We start from the raw sequence: 15340 nt of genomic DNA on the forward strand, positions 1-15340 counted from the left end.
AAAGCGCCGAAACAGGCCTGAGCTAACTTCCGCCATGTCGACTTCGTTGGGTCGGCTCCCGGCATGCGGAAGCAACCAGTCTATCAAAAACCCACGGGATGTTGATAGGCGGCCCTTCAGCAGGCGATGCGCCCGACAAGTCGAGAACTCGAACGTCCCCCAAAGGAGACATGAGATGCGATCGACCATTCTAGCCTTTTGCGCTGTTCTGCCGACCTTCGGCATGGCGCATGCTTTCGACATCGCTTCCACCTTTCAATTCCCGCCCTCAGGCATGATGTCGTCACTGCACGAGCCTTCGAACGCAACGTCCTCGCGGATCGTGAAGAAGCAGCGAACCGACGTCTATTCACGCGTGTCGCTGGGCGCGACACCAGGGCGGCTCACCTCGCGCCGCCTGTTCAGCGTCCTGCCACTGTCTGCAACCACCAACTACGGGCACGGCTCGATCGGGCGTTCGTCGGCCGCCTCGATGGCGGTTGGCGGCCCTGCCCGCCCGGGCAGCCACCATGCGCTCTGCGGCAACCCGCAGATCGACTGAACATCGCCACTGAAACAAACGAAACACTTCTCCCCGATGCCGGGAACATGCCCGAAACAGGAGAGGTCTAGATCAGTATCGCCGACTTGGCACAGCTCAAAGGAGTTCCAGGACATGACTACCCTGACCATCCGATCACCCGTCGCCGGCCTCGTTTCGTCGCTGGTTTCGCGGATCGCGGCCGCCCATCGGGCATTCTGGCTGCATCGCGCCCATCGCCGCGCGGTGTGGAACCTTGGGGAACTTGACGACTACCTGCTCAAGGACATCGGCGTGGCCCGCTCCGAAATCCAGTCGCTTGTCAGCGATCCATCCGGTGACCGGAAGCGCGGCCATGAACACGATGTGGAATAGCGCCAGCTGGCAGTCCGATCCGGGCCACATCTGCCAGCCTGCGCTCGGCCAGCCTGTGCTCAGCAAGACTGTACTCGCCCCACCTGTACTCGCGCTGCACGGCTCGGCGAGTACAGGCAGGCTATGGCAAGGCACCGCAGACTACCTCCGAGGGCGCTACCGGCTGATCGCGCCTGATCTGTCCGGCTATGGCAACGCTTCCAGGCGAACGGCCCGCGATATCCCCGATGTCGCTGGCGTTGCTCTCGGCGCGATGGCCGAGCCGATGCATGTTGTCGGCCATGGGCATGGTGCAGCAGTGGCGTTGGAGATCGCGCAGTCGCGGCCCGAACTGGTCAAAAGCCTGACGCTGATCGAGCCCGCACTGTTCCATCTGCTGCGCGTCGGCGATCCGTCCGATCTGGCCTTGTTCACCGAGCTTGCCAGCATGGCCGAGAAACTGTCGACAACCGCAAAAGCCTCCAGGCCGACAGCCGGCATGCGTTCCTATGTCGATTTCTGGCATGGCGCGGGAGCCTGGCGCCGGACCAGCGAAAGCCTCCGGCAAGAGCTTGAGCGCCATGCGGAGCAAGCGGGCCGGGATCTTGCCACGGCACTTGCTGCAACCTGGCCGGCAAGCCGCTGCCGCCAGCTCTACTGCCCGACGCTTGCGGTGATGGCACTGGACAGCCCGATCGCAAGCTTGCGCGTCACCGAAATGGTGGCCGAAGCTATTCCCGGCGCACGGCTTGCGATGGTTCCCGATGCCGGGCACATGGCGCTGCTGACCGACCCTCACATCGTCAATCCGATGATTTCAGCACATTTGCGAGCCGCCGACCGCGTACGCTCCGTCCGAAAGTCGCGGCGTTCTAAGATGCCACTCCCCCATTCGCTCTGACCGACCGGCGCTTGCCGGTCGGTGTTTGCGTTCCCCGTCCGTTCGACTGGGTCGTGTCCGGCGCTGCGGGATACGAGCAAATTTCTCCGCTCCCGCCGCATCTTCCCCAACCCCGCGTTGCAGTTAGCGCGACAGAGCCATGACTGCACCCTCGCGCTTGGCTACAGTCATCCCGACTGTCACTACCCAATCAACACACGCCAAGCCCAAATCGTCTTGCGCCTGCGCCTTGTCACAAGCCATCGCGCCTGCATGGCTGCAATGGCACGACCGCTATTCCGGCAGCACACGGAGCCTGCATTTCCGGCCGAAAAGCAGTGCAATGTTTCGTTTCCCAGCAGCGACTGAAACAAACGAAACACTTATCGCTAGGTTCTGAAAACAGCTCGAAACGGGCCGCCGCTAGAAATAGGGCGTCGCCGATGTTGGCGTCACCTCCCAAGAAAGGAAATGTCCAATGAAGAAGCTCCTCCTCGCCGCCGCATCGCTTGCCTTCATGTCGGGCGCCGCCCTGGCTTCGGCAGACAATGGCGTGGTCATGAAGTTCAGCCCGGCCTCCCGGGTCATCACCCTTGAAAACGGCCACAGCTTCACCATCCCGCGCGACGTTGGCCTTCCCAATGTTCAGGTCGGCGAAAAGGTCTCGATCGAGATGAATGACGAAGGCGACAAGGTTACCGGCGTCCTGCGCTGATCCAGACTGCTCCACCGCCACAGGCAGCTTGATGCTGCCGCAAAGCCATGGGCCGCCCCTGCCCATGGCTTTTTGCTGTTGGCCGGCACGCGCGCGGCCCGGCTGCGCTACTTCGTCTGATCAGGCAGCCGGTGTCTGGCCGTTCTGCTGCTTGCCTTTGGCCTCGGTGTGCCAATCGAAGTCGATCGAGCCCTCCTCAGCCTTGTGGAAATATTGCGAGCACACCAGCCAACCCTTGAGCGGGCGCAACAGCGCCATGCAGCTCAGCACGGTCAGCGGCAAGGTGATGAACAAATGCACCCACAGCGGCAAGCCAAAGGCCATCTGGAACCAGACGCCGAAGGCCAGTGCCGGCACTGCAGCGATGGTCATGGCGAAAAAGGCCGGCCCGTCAGCAGGATCGGCAAAGGAATAGTCGAGCCCGCAGACCTCGCAGCGCGGTGCAAGCTTGAGAAAGCCCTGGAACAGGTGCCCCATCTGGCAGCGCGGGCAGAGCCCCTGGATGCCTGTCTTCATCGGGTTGTCGGTAGGAGTGAACCCCTCCGCTGAAAATCTGGACTGAGACATGCGCGTCTCCTCTTTGCGGGTCGCGAACACGCGGGCAGCGCCACAGGGCGTCCCATCGCCTCAACACATAGGGCGCATCAGTCTTGCCGGCAAGATGCGATATACATATAATTCACATACATTCCGATCAATTGGCAATTGCATGGATCTATTGTATGGAAGCCTGTCGGACAGCAAGCAGCCTGTGCGGGTCCGCCGCATGGGGCAAAATGTCCCCGGGGGTGCGTCGACTTTCCGCGCTGCGCAGATCAAGATGGGGGTCTATTGCAAGGCGTGAGCAATACCTGACGACAATCGACGAGTATTACGCTTCGACCGGCAATCGTGCGCAAGCCGATTGTACATGCAAGAGAGGTCCTTGATGTTCGGCCTGACAGCACTCGAACTGGCCCGCATACAGTTCGGCTTTACCATCTCTTTCCACATCATCTTCCCCGCCATCACTATCGGCCTCGCAAGTTACCTCGCAGTGCTGGAAGGCCTGTGGTTATGGAAACGCGACACCGTCTACCGCGATCTCTATCATTTCTGGTCGAAGATCTTCGCGGTCAACTTCGCCATGGGCGTCGTCTCCGGCCTTGTCATGGCCTACCAGTTCGGCACCAACTGGAGTTACTTCTCCTCCTTTGCAGGCTCGATCACCGGACCGTTGCTCGCCTATGAAGTGCTGACCGCCTTCTTCCTCGAGGCCGGCTTCCTCGGTGTCATGCTGTTCGGCTGGAACAAGGTCGGCCCTGGCCTGCATTTCTTCTCGACCGTTATGGTGGCGGTCGGCACGCTGATCTCGGCCACCTGGATCCTCGCCTCCAACAGCTGGATGCAGACGCCTCAGGGCTTCGAGATCATCAACGGCATCGTCGTTCCGGTGAACTGGTTCGAGGTCATCTTCAACCCGTCTTTCCCCTATCGCCTGGCACATATGACGGTTGCTGCCTACCTCTCGACGGCCCTGTTCGTTGGCGCTGCGGGCGCTTGGCACCTCCTGCGCGGCAACGATAACGCCCACGTCCGAACCATGCTGTCGATGGCGATGTGGATGCTGCTCGCCTCGGCACCGCTGCAGATCGTGATCGGCGACCTGCATGGCCTCAACACGCTTGAGCACCAGCCGGCCAAGATTGCAGCACTCGAGGGCCATTGGGAAAACAAGCCCGGCGAAGCGGTGCCGCTGACGCTGTTCGGCTGGCCTGACATGGAACAGGAAAAGACACATTATGCGCTGAAGATCCCGCATCTCGGCAGCCTGATCCTCAAGCACGAATGGAACGGCCAGTTTCCCGGCCTCAAGGAGTTCGCCAAGGAAGACCGACCGAATTCGACTGTCGTGTTCTGGAGCTTCCGAGTCATGGTCGGGCTCGGACTCTTGATGCTGTTGCTTGCCGGCTGGGCGCTATGGCTGCGCTGGCGCAAACAGCTTTACGACAAGAAGCTGTTCCTGCGCTTCGCCACCTGGATGGGCCCCGCGGGCCTGATCGCCATCCTCGCCGGCTGGTACACCACCGAGATCGGCCGTCAGCCATGGATCGTCTATGGCGTCATGCGCACCAAGGATGCCGTTTCAAACCATTCGGTGCTGGCGATGAGCACCACGCTTGTCGTCTTCATCGTGGTCTATTTCATCGTTTTCGGCATCGGCACCAGCTACATGCTCAAGCTGGTCGGCAAGGGCCCGGAAGTGGGCGAGCACGACCCAGGCGAGGACGACATGAGCGGCCGGCCGGCGCGCCCGCTATCCGCCGCCCACGAACAGATCGACATGTTCGCACCGACCCACGCCGACAGGAAAGGCTGAACCAATGGGCATCGATCTTCCGGTTGTCTGGGCCGTCATCATTGCCTTTGGCCTGATGATGTATGTCATCATGGACGGGTTCGATCTCGGCATCGGCATCCTGTTCCCCTTCGTGCGCGACCGCGAGCAGCGCGACACCATGGTCAACACCGTCGCCCCGGTATGGGACGGCAACGAGACCTGGCTCGTGCTCGGAGGCGCCGCGCTGATGGCCGCCTTCCCGCTTGCCTATGCGGTCATCCTGAGTGCGCTCTATCTGCCGCTGGTGCTGATGTTGCTCGGGCTGATCTGGCGCGGCGTTGCCTTCGAGTTCCGCTTCAAGGCCGACCAGCACCACAGGGCGTTCTGGGACAAGGCTTTTACCGGCGGCTCCTATGTCGCAACGTTCTTCCAGGGCGTGTCGCTCGGTGCCTTCCTCGACGGCTTCAAGGTCGAAAACAACGCTTATGCCGGCGGCGCGCTTGATTGGATCACACCTTTCAGCCTGTTCACCGGCTTCGGGCTGATCGTTGCCTACGCGCTTTTGGGCAGCACCTGGCTGATCATCAAGACCGAAGGCACTCTCTACGACCGTATGGTTTCGCTGGCGCGCCCGATAACGCTGGCCTTGCTCGCCGTCATCGGCATCGTCAGCCTGTGGACACCGTTTGCCCACCCCGACATCGCCGAGCGCTGGTTCAGCTTCCCCAACATCGTCTTTTTCTCGCCGGTGCCGGCGCTGGTGCTTGTCGCCAGCTGGCTGATCCTGCGCTCGCTCAAAGGCACGCCGCATGCCGGGCCGTTCCTGCTTGCGCTGTTTGTGCTGTTCCTCGGCTACAGCGGGCTCGGCATCAGCCTGTGGCCAAACATCATCCCGCCTGACATCACGATCCGCGAGGCCGCTTCTCCGCCGCAGAGCATGGGCTTCGCGCTCGTCGGCGCGCTGTTCATCATCCCCTTCATCTTGGGCTACACCGCCTGGTCCTACTACGTGTTCCGCGGCAAGGTGAAGGCTGGCGAGGGCTATCATTGATGGCCGCCCCCTCCCAGGCGCCGGTTTCCTGGCCGAAGCGGATCGGCTGGCTGGTCCTGATCTGGACAGTCAGCGTGCTGGGACTAGGTGCTGTGGCCTACCTCTTCCGCTTGCTGATGAACTTTGCAGGCCTCACCGTGTGAATTGCGGAATGATCTGATGTACAGCAACGTTACCCAGGCGCTCAGTCCGCGCGTGCTTCATGACCGGATCTATGCCGGCGATGTCCTTCGTTTCGGCGCACTTGCGCCGATGCGCGACCTCGCTGCGTTCACCCAGGCTTTCCTCGAGGAGGCATTCGCGCCGTTCGTGCCGGTGGAGATCCATCGGCACTTGTCTCATCAACAGCAGACGGAGAGTTTTGCGCAGCGCCAACGCGACTTCGCCCGTTCGCCGGAGGTCAAGCTGTTGTGGCGCGACGTCTTCGAGGCAGCCGGTCTCGCTGCCGACGGGCTCGCCCGTGACGCGCTCTACCTCAGGTTCCAGCCGCACCAGGACCCCCGCACCATTGTGCCGCGTGCCCGCACCACCGCAACCATCGCCTTTCACCGCGACACCTGGGGCTCCAACCTTTATGCCCAGACCAACTGGTGGACACCCATCTACGACATCGATGAAGGACGCACCTTCGCGATCTATCCCTCGCTTTGGGATCGTCCGGTCGCCAACACCAGCGCCGAATTCGACCTTGCCGCGCTGCTGGAGCAATCGAAAGCAGGCGGACGCAACGCCGTCGATGCAGATGCGGCGATACCGCATCTGACCGAAGCGCTGGAGGTCAGCGACGCGACACCCGTCGTCATCGCACCGGGCGAGATCATCGCGTTTTCCAGCGCGCACGCCCATGCCGGCGTGCCGAATTCGACCGAGCTGACCCGCATCTCGCTCGAAACCCGCACGCTATGGATCGACGATGTTCGCTCAGGCCGTGGCGCGCCAAATGTCGATGGATTTGCGCGCTGGATGTCGCCCGGCATGTTCCGCCGGGTGAGCGACGAGACACCGCTGCATGAAATCCTTGGCATGAACAGGGTCGAGCGCTTCACCGGGCCAATGCCGGCCAGTCACGTTCCGGCTCTTTAGGCCTACACCACCATCGATGACATGGTCGACTGCTGGGCAAGCAGGTCGGCGACGGTCCCAAGGCTTGCAGCAAGCGAAGCCTGGTTGGGCGCCGCACCCAAGCCGAGGCGCACAGCCTCGGGAGCGGGTCCGGAAACCGAAAACGCATCGCTGGTGACGACGCCGATCCCAACCGAGCGTAAGCGCGCGGCAAAGTCGCTTCGGCTCCAGTCCGCTGGAAGTTTCAGCCAGACGTGAAAACCTTCGGGGTTCGCCTGAACAAGGCTGGACGGCAACAGTTGCGACGCGATCGCCTGCCGTTGCCTCGCCTCCGTCCGAATGGCCGCCAGAACGGACTGGGCAACGCCGTTTTCGATCCAGCGCGTGGCCAAAGCGGCAGTCAGCGGCGAAGCCATGCCTGCTGTCGCCCGGATGGCGCCCGCCAGATGCGCGGCCGTGCGCTCCTGCGGCACCACCACATAGGCAACGCGCAGCGCAGGCGCCAGGCACTTGGCCAGGCCAGCAATATGATAGGTGATGTCAGGCGCCAGTGCCGCAAAGGTGGTCACCGGATTGACCGGCAAGGCGCCATAGGCATCATCTTCGACGATCAGAACATTGTGCCGGCGCGCGATTGCAACGATGCGCTCGCGCCGCGCCTGTGGCAGCGTTGCCGTTGTCGGGTTGTGCAGTGTCGGCGTGCAATAGAGCAGTTTGGGCGGGCGCTTGCGGCAGGCCTCCTCGAACGCGTCGGGGATGAGCCCTTCGGCATCCATGGCCACGGCAGTGACGCCGATACGCAGATGTTCGGTGACCGCAAGCAGGCCGGGATACGTTAACGCTTCGGCGCAAATCGTCTCGCCAGGTGCAGCCAGCGCACCGAGCAGCGCCAGCAACGCCCCTTGCGCGCCGGGACAGACCATCAGCCGGCTTGAACCTACATCGCCCAACCGGGGTGCCAGCCACATCGCGCCGGCGGCGCGGTCGCGCAACGTACCTCCAGCTTCCTGATAGCGCATCAACAGGCCAAGGCCGTCGCCAGCCTGCAGTTCGGCGATGCCGTCCCACATCCGCGCTGCCAGCTCCGGGTCATCGAAGCGCGGCGGCAGGTTCATGCTCATGTCGACGATGCCGGTCACCGTCGAGGGCGAGGCGGTCGGCCGCCGCATCCTGACATAGGTGCCCTGTCCGACGCGACCTTCGACCAGCCCGCGCTTGCGCGCTTCGGCATAGGCGCGGCTCACCGTGGTGAAGTCGATGCCAAGCTGATCGGCAAGCGTCCGCTGCGGCGGCAGGCGGAAACCGCCGGGCAGCCGGCCCGAAGCGATATCCGCCGACAACGCATCGGCAATCGCCAGATACAGCGGCCCGCCAGCCTTCGAGATCGCGGGGGACCAAATCGTTGCCGTCATGACGTCGCAGGTTCCATCGTTGTTTTCCATATATATGCACAATGTATGGTGATTGCCATCGCCCGTGCGCTGACCCATCGACTTTTGCACACCGCGTGCTGGCCCGCGCCGGCAAGCCGCATCACGGTTTCGTTTGCCGCCCTAGACCAGACAATGAATCGACGCCGGGACGACAGGGGAATAGGCTGGACGTCGCATAGTCGTCACAAGGCAAACGCAAACTACCCATTGCTACTGACTCAGAAGGCGCAAGCCGCCGGACCTTGCGACCGGTGGTCACGGTCATTCTCGACGGCGACCTGCCACCGCGCACCAACGGCTTGAATCCACTCGAAGAAGGAGACTGGTTATGCCATCGGTGAAGAATATCATTCTTGTCCACGGCGCCTGGGGCGATGCCTCGCACTGGCGTCATGTCATTCCACCGCTCCACGCCAAGGGCTACAAAGTGACAGCGGTGCAGAACCCGCTGACATCGCTGGCCGATGATATCGACCGTACCTCAAAACTTGCCGCCGCCCAGGACGGCCCAACCTTGCTCGTCGGCCATTCCTACGGCGGTGCCGTGATCACCGGCGCCGGCCATGTGCCGAACGTCGTCGGACTAGTCTACATCGCCGCTTTTGCACCCGACGAGGGCGACAGCCTCGGCAGCATCTTTGCCCGCCGTGAGCCACCTTCCGGCGCCGCCAGCATCCGTCCGGACAAGGAGGGCTTCCTCTGGCTCGCCCAGGACACGTTCCGCCAGAGCTTCAGCCAGGACCTCGACGAAACCGAAGCGCTTGTCATGGCCGTGACGCAAAAGCCGATCGCCGCGCGGTGCTTCGAGGACAAATCCGGTCCGGCCGCCTGGCACACCAAGCCGAGCTGGTACCAGGTGTCGAGCCGCGACAACATGATCCCGCCTGATACCGAGCAGTGGATGGCCGACCGCATGAAGACACGCAAGACCATCACGCTCGATGCCAGCCACGCCTCGCTCGCCTCGCATCCGCATGAAATCGTTGCGCTGATCGAAGAAGCGGCAAAGTCGCTGTAACAACCAGCGTCCACACGGCTGCGCTACGGCGCGGCCGTGTGGTACCCAAATGCGCGCCGCGATTGTTTCTTCCACGTGCATAAGTCCTGGTCTGCCGGTTTAAAACCGCAATCCGCAGGCTATTCCTTGCAGCTTCCCGATCAATCTGATTCCCTGAGCCGGTCCGATTCGGGCAGGGGCGCTGCGCAGGAAACGGAACCATGAGCACTTCCAAGAAACCTGAGATCTCGGAAATGAGGCCGAAGCTGACCGTGATCGGTGTCGGCGGCGGTGGCGGCAACGCCGTCAACAACATGATCGCCGAAGGTCTCGAGGGCACTGAATTCATCGTCGCCAATACCGACGCCCAGGCGCTGACCATGTCGAAGGCGTCGAAGCTGGTTCAGCTCGGCGCCGTGGTGACCGAAGGCCTCGGAGCAGGTTCCCTGCCGGAGGTCGGCCAGGCCGCGGCCGAGGAATCGATCCATGAAATCATGGACCAGCTTTCCGGCACGCATATGTGTTTCGTCACTGCCGGCATGGGCGGCGGCACCGGAACGGGCGCCGCACCGGTGATTGCAAGGGCAGCACGCGAAGCCGGCATCCTCACCGTCGCCATCGTCACCAAACCCTTCACTTTCGAGGGCAAGCGACGCATGCAGATGGCCGAACAAGGCATCGAGCTTTTGCGCCAGGCCGCCGACACCGTCATCGTCATCCCGAACCAGAATTTGTTCCGCATCGCCAACGCCAAGACCACCTTCGAGGATGCGTTCGGCATTGCCGACAAAGTGCTCTATTCCGGCGTCAGCTGCATCACCAACCTGATCGTCAAGGAAGGCCTGATCAATCTCGACTTCGCCGACGTGAAGACGGTGATGCGCGACATGGGCCGCGCCATGATGGGCACGGGCGTCGGCAGCGGCGAGAACCGCGCCAGCAAGGCAGCAGAAGCGTCGATCGCCAATCCGCTCATCGACGAAAATTCGATCAAGGGCGCCCGGGGCGTGCTGATCTCGATCTCCGGCGGCATGGACATGACGCTGTTCGAGGTCGACGAGGCGGCCACCCGCATCCGCGAGGAGGTTGGCGACGAAGCCGACATCATCGTCGGTGCCATCTTCGACAACACGCTTGAGGGGCAATTCAAGGTGTCTGTCGTCGCCACCGGATTGGCCGCACCAACGTCGCAAGGCGAGCCGGTCGTCAACATGCGCGGCCAGCTGGAACCGGGCTCGATGCAGCCCCTTCACTAAAGCCAGATCTAGGAGCCCAGCCGTCACTGCCCGGCTGGGAACCCCACCGAGCGGCTCAATCCTGGTTTCTTGTCATCTCGGCGGCGAAGGAAAAGTGGCGCATCACCAGTTCCTGCAAGCGCTCCGGCAAGCCGGCCTTTTCCACCGCCTGGCGCATGCATCTCAGCCAGAGATCGCGCAGCTCCGGGCCGATGGCGACATGCGCATGGATCTCCTTCAACCGCGAATGTCCGTGCTTCTGGACGTAGTAGCTCGGACCGCCGAAAAAACCTGAGAGATAGCTGAACTGTTCCTCGCGCGAATGGGCCACGCCATGCCCCCTGCGGTGCAACAGGTGCAGTTCGGCCGCGGCCTCATCCTGTTCGACGATGTCATAGAAGATTTCGACCAGCCGACGGATGGCATCTTCGCCTCCCAGCTCAAGGTAGAGCGAGCGCCCTTTTTGCTGCACAGCTTCGTTCACGATAGGCGACCTCCTCCCAGTTGCGATGCCTGTCGCAGCACCTGCTGCATCGCGGTCAAAGCGTAGCAGCAGCGTCCCTTACAACAAGGGTGGCTTGCTGCGACCTATTAGCCGTCGCTCATTCGTCAGTGACGATGACGTCCATCGGGATGTCGTGCGGCTGCGGATAGATCGTCGGGATCCGGCTGCCTGCAAAACCGACACCAACGACGAGCGGGCGTTTCGGCATGGCCGCGAGTGTGCGGTCGAAGAACCCGCCGCCATAGCCCAGCCTGTAGTTGGCATCGTCGAAACCGACGACGGGCGCGATGACGACATCAGGCTGGATGGCCGGCCCGTTGGCGGGGACCAGAATGTTCCAGACGCCACGCTCCAGCGGGTCGCCCGGCGACCATGCGCGGAATTCCAGTGGCCAGGCCTTCTTGATGACGACAGGCAAGGCGATCCGGCCACCACGCGCGATCACCCTGACGGCCCAGTTGCGAAGATCCGGCTCGCCGCGAAACGGCCAATAGACGCTGACTGACCGGCCACTGACCTTGCCTATCGCCAGATCGAGTTCAGCTGCGATCCGTTCTGAGCGGGCCTTGCGCGTGTCGGGATCGGCAAGCAGGCGCTCGTCTATCAGGCGGGCCCGCTCGGCCTTGCGCCATCGTGCGACATCGGCCCACGCATCAAGGTGACCAGTCTCGGCCCGGAAGCCGGGCTCAAGCTCGTGCATGAAGCACGGCGGCGAGGCATATTCGTGTGTTTCAGGCGGGGTGCCTTTTTCGTCAGACATCGTCTTCGTGTCCCGTTCTGGCGGCGACGGTCGATCGTCGGTGTGGAAAAACTGCGCTCCATCAATGCGGAAGGCAAACGGAATTAAATGCTGCATTGATGCAATTATTTTGCACTAATGGGCGCTATGGATATCGACCGCGCCCGTACGTTTCTCGAAATCGTTCATTGCGGCAGCTTCCTGCGCGCCGCCGACAGGCTCCATGTCACCCAGACCACTGTCAGCGCGCGCATCCGCACGCTCGAGGATGAGTTGGGCCGGCAGCTGTTCGTGCGCAACCGCAACGGGGCACAACTGACCCCGGCCGGACGCGAGTTCGAGCGCTTCGCCCAGTCCTTCGTCCAGATCTGGGAGCGCGCCCGCTACCAGCTGGCCATCCCGTCCGGGCGGACCAGCGTGGTTGCGCTGGGCGGCGAGCTCAGCCTGTGGAACCCGCTGCTGCTCGACTGGCTGGTGTGGATGAAGAAGACCAGGCCGGAAATCGCCGTTCACGCCCATGTCGGGGTGCCGGACCAGTTGCTCGATCAGCTCAGGAACGGCGTGCTCGACATAGCGGTGCTGTATGCTCCAAAGCTGCTGCCTGGCTTCAAGGTCGAGATCCTGCAGGAGGAGCAGCTGGTGCTGGTCAGGACCACGCCCGGCAACGGCAGACCGGATGCCGACACCCCGGATGCCGACACCTATGTCTATGTCGATTGGGGGCCGCTGTTTGCCGCCCAGCACGATGCCAGTTCGACGGCGTTCGGCGAACCGGGCCTCGTCGTCGGCCTCGGCCCGCTCGGCCTGAGCTACATCCTGCGCGCCGGCGGCATGGGTTACTTCCGCAAGGGCGTGGTCGCGCCATTGATCGCCGCGGGCGAACTGGAAACCGTCGAGGGCGCGCCGGAGTTCACCTATCCGGTCTACGCCGTCTGGCCTGAAGCGAGCGAAACGCGGGCCGACGTGCAGGAGGCGCTGGCCGGCTTGAGGCAGACAGTCCGGTAGAAGGCGCGGAACGCAGAGCCTCACCCGTCAGGCGCTGCCGATCACCCGCATCAAGCGCAGATCGTGGCTGCGGCGGTGTTGCCGGCACGCAGCCGCCAGTGCCGCGCCAAGCACCTCGATGTCGGAAGCTTCATGTGGACGCCAGCCGCATGGGCAACTATCGGGGCAGGCATGAACATCGGCCACCTCGCGGTAGATCGACCCGACCGCCTGTGCGGCAAGGCGCATCACCGCAATTGGCGACAGTCCTGTCTTGTGCATGACTTCACAAAACTCGTTCATGATCGTTGCGCGGATATGCGCTGACGCCTCTTCGCTGCGGCGCTCGATCTCGGCCATCTTTGACACTCGATAGTCTCCAGCTGATGTGTTGTCCCGGGACGGTCCGGCCCTGCCTCAGGCAGGACGGCGTAGATCCGTCGCGGCGGTCTTGTCCTGATCCATGGCGAAATCGGATGCGATTGCCCGCAGTGCCTGGCGCGCGGCTTCAAGCTTGCGCATCGCCTCGAACATCGTCTCGCGGTCGCGACGATGACGCTCGAGTTCCACCGCAAATGCGCCGTTGCCCGCATTGTGTGGCCCAGGTGCGGTGTTGACGCGCCTGAGGCTCAGGTCGGCCGTTCGCTTCGCCCGGCGAACCAGGGCGCCAAGCGCCTCGACGTCGGCGAACTTCTCGCGATAGCGGCGTATCTCGGCCGGAGCGGCGTCCTTGCGGGGATTGAAATGCATCATGATGCACCGCCTTCCAAAGCGCGCCGGTCATCCCGCCCATGCTGGAAAGGCGCGCGGCCGGCGATGACGACCGGCTCTTCCGCGGCGTATGATTCTGTCGACAGCGGCCGGATCTCGGCACCCTTGCCATATTGCAGTTTCTGCCAGTGCCCCGGCATCGGTCGGGCTATGTCGTGGCGATCGCAGGCCTGCGCCACCTGCTGGTCACGTACGCCAAGCTGCACCGCGATCTCGGTCATCGGCCGCGACCAGACCAGTTGATGAAGTTCGGCCCGCGTAAGCTCGACAGCACCACTGGTCGCCCGCAAGCTCAGCCTGCTGATCCGATGTGTCCCGACATTCATTGCCGAAAGAGCTACTGCCACGGCCCTGGTCCCATCCTGCCCGGCGGCGGCCATTGTGGCCGTCCTGTCCCGAGAACAACGCGACCATATAAAACATGACTATAAATATCAAGTTTAGTTTGACCAGGAAATTGGTTGCCTTGGCGAAGGCTTCAGCCGCCGTTGCCGGGGGTCACCTGCCGCGCCAGAAGCGTCTCGGCACCGTCAAGCATCTGGCAGCATCACCGTCACGTCGATGATGCTGTCGAGCATCAGAACCGCGTCGCGGCGCTCAGGCGGCGTGGCCCGGTGCCTCGGTCGAACTGGATCATCGCGACGATGCCCAGGCCGACAACATGATCGTAGGCCTCGGCAATTTCGACGTGACACGGCGGCGCGGCGCAGCCAGCCGCCTTCAGCCAAGCAAGGTCCGTGTCAGTGCGTGGTGTGGATCGGCCAAGCCATCGATGACGCTGAAATGGTGGCGGTCGGGCTCGATCACCGCATTGGTGGCAGCACCAAGGCCGGTCCAGATATTGGCGAGCAGCGCATTCTGGCGCAGGAACTCGGCGCGCTCGCCGCCGCCGACCCAGCAGGTGATACGTGCATTGTCCATCGGCCGCAGCAGCGCGGGGCTCTCGGCCGACGCCTCGGCCTCGTCAATATGCAGCGTCTTGTTCATGCCGGTGCGCAGGAGCGGGCGCAGATCGTGCACGCCAGAGATCGAAACGACATGACGCACACGGCTTTGGACGTCCGGTGCAAGCGGCGTGTTGGCTGAAATCATCCGGCTGACGAGGTGACCGCCAGCGGAGTGACCGGTCAGCATGATCGGGCCTTCAACCAGTCCGGCTGCCTTGCCAATCGCCGCGCCGACCTCACGCACGATGTCGCCGATCCTGACTTCGGGACACAAGGTGTAGGACGGCATTGCCACCGCATAGCCGCTGTCAACTGCGCCCCTGGCGAGATGCGACCAGAAGCTCTTGTCGAGGGCCATCCAGTAGCCGCCATGGACGAACACGACGAGCCCCTTGGGCGCACCTTCAGGCAGGAACAGGTCGAGGCGGTTGCGGGCGTTGTCGCCATAGGCGATGTCGAGCTTCGCCCGGCCGGCCGCCGACAGCGCATCGCGAAACGCCTGCGCCGGCTCGACCCATGCCGCAGGCCAACGATCGCCGCCGGCGATGTTTGCGCCATTGGTGTAGGCGTTGTCCCAATCGGCGATGTGATGTTCGAGCACCGGCGCCCTCCTCTGGCAGCATGGTTTCAAGCACCCTAGCAATGGCCAGCACGCCGGATCGCGTCAATGGGCCAGCCCGAGAAACTTTATGCTTGAAATAAATTTGATCCGGTGCAATTCTCCACCATCAGCCGAGAACGTGGGAGGTCTCGCTGTGCCAAATGCCGGTCGCATGGTCGATCGCGCAAAAGGTGATGTCGTTTGTCAGACGGTCACCCTTTCTTCT

At 62.9% G+C, this 15340-nt stretch carries 18 protein-coding genes and 1 pseudogene; 11 read left to right on the forward strand and 8 right to left on the reverse strand.

Features of this window, described 5'->3' with window-relative positions; translation table 11 throughout:
* The first annotated feature begins 175 nt into the window (after window positions 1-175).
* The 4 genes and pseudogenes from ACHMW7_RS00475 to ACHMW7_RS00490 all read left to right on the forward strand — a co-directional run bounded on the left by ACHMW7_RS00475 (window position 176) and on the right by ACHMW7_RS00490 (window position 2469).
* On the forward strand, window positions 176-541 hold the full coding sequence (locus tag ACHMW7_RS00475) for a hypothetical protein (protein ID WP_395446488.1): 366 nt from the start codon (window positions 176-178) through the stop codon (window positions 539-541).
* Window positions 542-655: 114 nt separating this feature from the next.
* Window positions 656-844: pseudogene (locus ACHMW7_RS00480) on the forward strand (DUF1127 domain-containing protein); the annotation flags it as partial.
* A gap of 31 nt (window positions 845-875) precedes the next feature.
* Window positions 876-1775 (forward strand): alpha/beta fold hydrolase, encoded by a 900-nt coding sequence (locus ACHMW7_RS00485; protein WP_395446489.1) that lies wholly within the window; start codon window positions 876-878, stop codon window positions 1773-1775.
* 457 nt (window positions 1776-2232) lie between these two features.
* The gene (locus tag ACHMW7_RS00490) at window positions 2233-2469 is read left to right on the forward strand and encodes a hypothetical protein (RefSeq protein ID WP_395446490.1); all 237 of its coding nucleotides are present in this window, start codon (window positions 2233-2235) and stop codon (window positions 2467-2469) included.
* A 120-nt stretch (window positions 2470-2589) separates the two neighbouring features.
* On the opposite strand, the gene ACHMW7_RS00495 is transcribed toward ACHMW7_RS00490, so the two are convergent.
* On the reverse strand, window positions 2590-3036 hold the full coding sequence (locus tag ACHMW7_RS00495) for a DUF983 domain-containing protein (RefSeq protein ID WP_395446491.1): 447 nt from the start codon (window positions 3034-3036) through the stop codon (window positions 2590-2592).
* Window positions 3037-3397: 361 nt separating this feature from the next.
* Between ACHMW7_RS00495 and ACHMW7_RS00500 the strand changes: the two genes are divergently transcribed.
* From ACHMW7_RS00500 to ACHMW7_RS00515, 4 genes are read left to right on the forward strand one after another with little or no spacing between them, the layout of a single operon-like run.
* Window positions 3398-4828, forward strand: a complete 1431-nt coding sequence (locus ACHMW7_RS00500; RefSeq protein ID WP_395446492.1) for a cytochrome ubiquinol oxidase subunit I — start codon at window positions 3398-3400, stop codon at window positions 4826-4828.
* Between the two features lie 4 nt (window positions 4829-4832).
* A complete protein-coding gene (gene cydB / locus ACHMW7_RS00505; protein WP_395446493.1) occupies window positions 4833-5840 on the forward strand; it encodes a cytochrome d ubiquinol oxidase subunit II in 1008 nt (335 codons plus the stop codon).
* Complete coding sequence (locus ACHMW7_RS00510) at window positions 5840-5983, forward strand: DUF2474 domain-containing protein (protein WP_184770540.1); 144 nt, start codon at window positions 5840-5842, stop codon at window positions 5981-5983. The genes cydB and ACHMW7_RS00510 overlap by 1 nt, the downstream gene beginning before the upstream one ends.
* 16 nt (window positions 5984-5999) lie before the next feature.
* The gene (locus ACHMW7_RS00515; RefSeq protein ID WP_395446494.1) at window positions 6000-6923 is read left to right on the forward strand and encodes a hypothetical protein; all 924 of its coding nucleotides are present in this window, start codon (window positions 6000-6002) and stop codon (window positions 6921-6923) included.
* A 2-nt stretch (window positions 6924-6925) separates the two neighbouring features.
* On the opposite strand, the gene ACHMW7_RS00520 is transcribed toward ACHMW7_RS00515, so the two are convergent.
* Window positions 6926-8314 carry a PLP-dependent aminotransferase family protein gene (locus ACHMW7_RS00520; RefSeq protein WP_395446495.1) on the reverse strand — a complete coding sequence of 463 codons (1389 nt, stop codon included), beginning with the start codon at window positions 8312-8314 and terminating at the stop codon, window positions 6926-6928.
* A 349-nt stretch (window positions 8315-8663) separates the two neighbouring features.
* Here ACHMW7_RS00520 and ACHMW7_RS00525 point away from each other — a divergent pair, with 349 nt between their 5' ends.
* Both ACHMW7_RS00525 and ftsZ read left to right on the forward strand, forming a co-directional pair.
* Window positions 8664-9353 carry an alpha/beta hydrolase gene (locus ACHMW7_RS00525; RefSeq protein ID WP_395446496.1) on the forward strand — a complete coding sequence of 230 codons (690 nt, stop codon included), beginning with the start codon at window positions 8664-8666 and terminating at the stop codon, window positions 9351-9353.
* 200 nt (window positions 9354-9553) lie between these two features.
* Entirely contained in the window at window positions 9554-10588 is a 1035-nt protein-coding gene (gene ftsZ, locus ACHMW7_RS00530; RefSeq protein WP_395446497.1) for a cell division protein FtsZ, read from the forward strand.
* A 55-nt stretch (window positions 10589-10643) separates the two neighbouring features.
* On the opposite strand, the gene ACHMW7_RS00535 is transcribed toward ftsZ, so the two are convergent.
* Window positions 10644-11051: a group II truncated hemoglobin gene (locus ACHMW7_RS00535; RefSeq protein WP_395446498.1), complete on the reverse strand. Its 408-nt coding sequence runs from the start codon at window positions 11049-11051 to the stop codon at window positions 10644-10646.
* A 118-nt stretch (window positions 11052-11169) separates the two neighbouring features.
* The gene (locus ACHMW7_RS00540) at window positions 11170-11832 is read right to left on the reverse strand and encodes a 5-formyltetrahydrofolate cyclo-ligase (protein WP_395446499.1); all 663 of its coding nucleotides are present in this window, start codon (window positions 11830-11832) and stop codon (window positions 11170-11172) included.
* Between the two features lie 126 nt (window positions 11833-11958).
* On the opposite strand from ACHMW7_RS00540, the gene ACHMW7_RS00545 reads away from it, so the two are divergent.
* On the forward strand, window positions 11959-12816 hold the full coding sequence (locus ACHMW7_RS00545; protein ID WP_395446500.1) for a LysR family transcriptional regulator: 858 nt from the start codon (window positions 11959-11961) through the stop codon (window positions 12814-12816).
* 27 nt (window positions 12817-12843) lie between these two features.
* On the opposite strand, the gene ACHMW7_RS00550 is transcribed toward ACHMW7_RS00545, so the two are convergent.
* The 4 genes from ACHMW7_RS00550 to ACHMW7_RS00565 all read right to left on the reverse strand — a co-directional run bounded on the left by ACHMW7_RS00550 (window position 12844) and on the right by ACHMW7_RS00565 (window position 15114).
* Window positions 12844-13155 carry a hypothetical protein gene (locus tag ACHMW7_RS00550; protein WP_395446501.1) on the reverse strand — a complete coding sequence of 104 codons (312 nt, stop codon included), beginning with the start codon at window positions 13153-13155 and terminating at the stop codon, window positions 12844-12846.
* A gap of 57 nt (window positions 13156-13212) precedes the next feature.
* Window positions 13213-13548: a hypothetical protein gene (locus tag ACHMW7_RS00555; protein WP_395446502.1), complete on the reverse strand. Its 336-nt coding sequence runs from the start codon at window positions 13546-13548 to the stop codon at window positions 13213-13215.
* Complete coding sequence (locus ACHMW7_RS00560) at window positions 13545-13946, reverse strand: hypothetical protein (protein ID WP_395446503.1); 402 nt, start codon at window positions 13944-13946, stop codon at window positions 13545-13547. The genes ACHMW7_RS00555 and ACHMW7_RS00560 overlap by 4 nt, the downstream gene beginning before the upstream one ends.
* A 340-nt stretch (window positions 13947-14286) precedes the next feature.
* Complete coding sequence (locus tag ACHMW7_RS00565) at window positions 14287-15114, reverse strand: alpha/beta hydrolase (protein ID WP_395446504.1); 828 nt, start codon at window positions 15112-15114, stop codon at window positions 14287-14289.
* Window positions 15115-15340: the final 226 nt, after the last annotated feature.

Source organism: Aminobacter sp. UC22_36 (assembly GCF_044056035.1).
Lineage (GTDB): Bacteria > Pseudomonadota > Alphaproteobacteria > Rhizobiales > Rhizobiaceae > Aminobacter.

Excerpts from the sequence above, each read along its gene's own strand:
- ACHMW7_RS00475 (WP_395446488.1), top strand. The coding sequence starts at position 176 with ATGCGATCGACCATTCTAGCCTTTTGCGCTGTTCTGCCGACCTTCGGC.
- ACHMW7_RS00485 (WP_395446489.1), top strand. The coding sequence starts at position 876 with ATGAACACGATGTGGAATAGCGCCAGCTGGCAGTCCGATCCGGGCCAC.
- ACHMW7_RS00490 (WP_395446490.1), top strand. The coding sequence starts at position 2,233 with ATGAAGAAGCTCCTCCTCGCCGCCGCATCGCTTGCCTTCATGTCGGGC.
- ACHMW7_RS00495 (WP_395446491.1), bottom strand. The coding sequence starts at position 3,036 with ATGTCTCAGTCCAGATTTTCAGCGGAGGGGTTCACTCCTACCGACAAC.
- ACHMW7_RS00500 (WP_395446492.1), top strand. The coding sequence starts at position 3,398 with ATGTTCGGCCTGACAGCACTCGAACTGGCCCGCATACAGTTCGGCTTT.
- cydB (WP_395446493.1), top strand. The coding sequence starts at position 4,833 with ATGGGCATCGATCTTCCGGTTGTCTGGGCCGTCATCATTGCCTTTGGC.
- ACHMW7_RS00510 (WP_184770540.1), top strand. The coding sequence starts at position 5,840 with ATGGCCGCCCCCTCCCAGGCGCCGGTTTCCTGGCCGAAGCGGATCGGC.
- ACHMW7_RS00515 (WP_395446494.1), top strand. The coding sequence starts at position 6,000 with ATGTACAGCAACGTTACCCAGGCGCTCAGTCCGCGCGTGCTTCATGAC.
- ACHMW7_RS00520 (WP_395446495.1), bottom strand. The coding sequence starts at position 8,314 with ATGACGGCAACGATTTGGTCCCCCGCGATCTCGAAGGCTGGCGGGCCG.
- ACHMW7_RS00525 (WP_395446496.1), top strand. The coding sequence starts at position 8,664 with ATGCCATCGGTGAAGAATATCATTCTTGTCCACGGCGCCTGGGGCGAT.
- ftsZ (WP_395446497.1), top strand. The coding sequence starts at position 9,554 with ATGAGCACTTCCAAGAAACCTGAGATCTCGGAAATGAGGCCGAAGCTG.
- ACHMW7_RS00540 (WP_395446499.1), bottom strand. The coding sequence starts at position 11,832 with ATGTCTGACGAAAAAGGCACCCCGCCTGAAACACACGAATATGCCTCG.
- ACHMW7_RS00545 (WP_395446500.1), top strand. The coding sequence starts at position 11,959 with ATGGATATCGACCGCGCCCGTACGTTTCTCGAAATCGTTCATTGCGGC.
- ACHMW7_RS00550 (WP_395446501.1), bottom strand. The coding sequence starts at position 13,155 with ATGGCCGAGATCGAGCGCCGCAGCGAAGAGGCGTCAGCGCATATCCGC.
- ACHMW7_RS00555 (WP_395446502.1), bottom strand. The coding sequence starts at position 13,548 with ATGATGCATTTCAATCCCCGCAAGGACGCCGCTCCGGCCGAGATACGC.
- ACHMW7_RS00560 (WP_395446503.1), bottom strand. The coding sequence starts at position 13,946 with ATGGCCGCCGCCGGGCAGGATGGGACCAGGGCCGTGGCAGTAGCTCTT.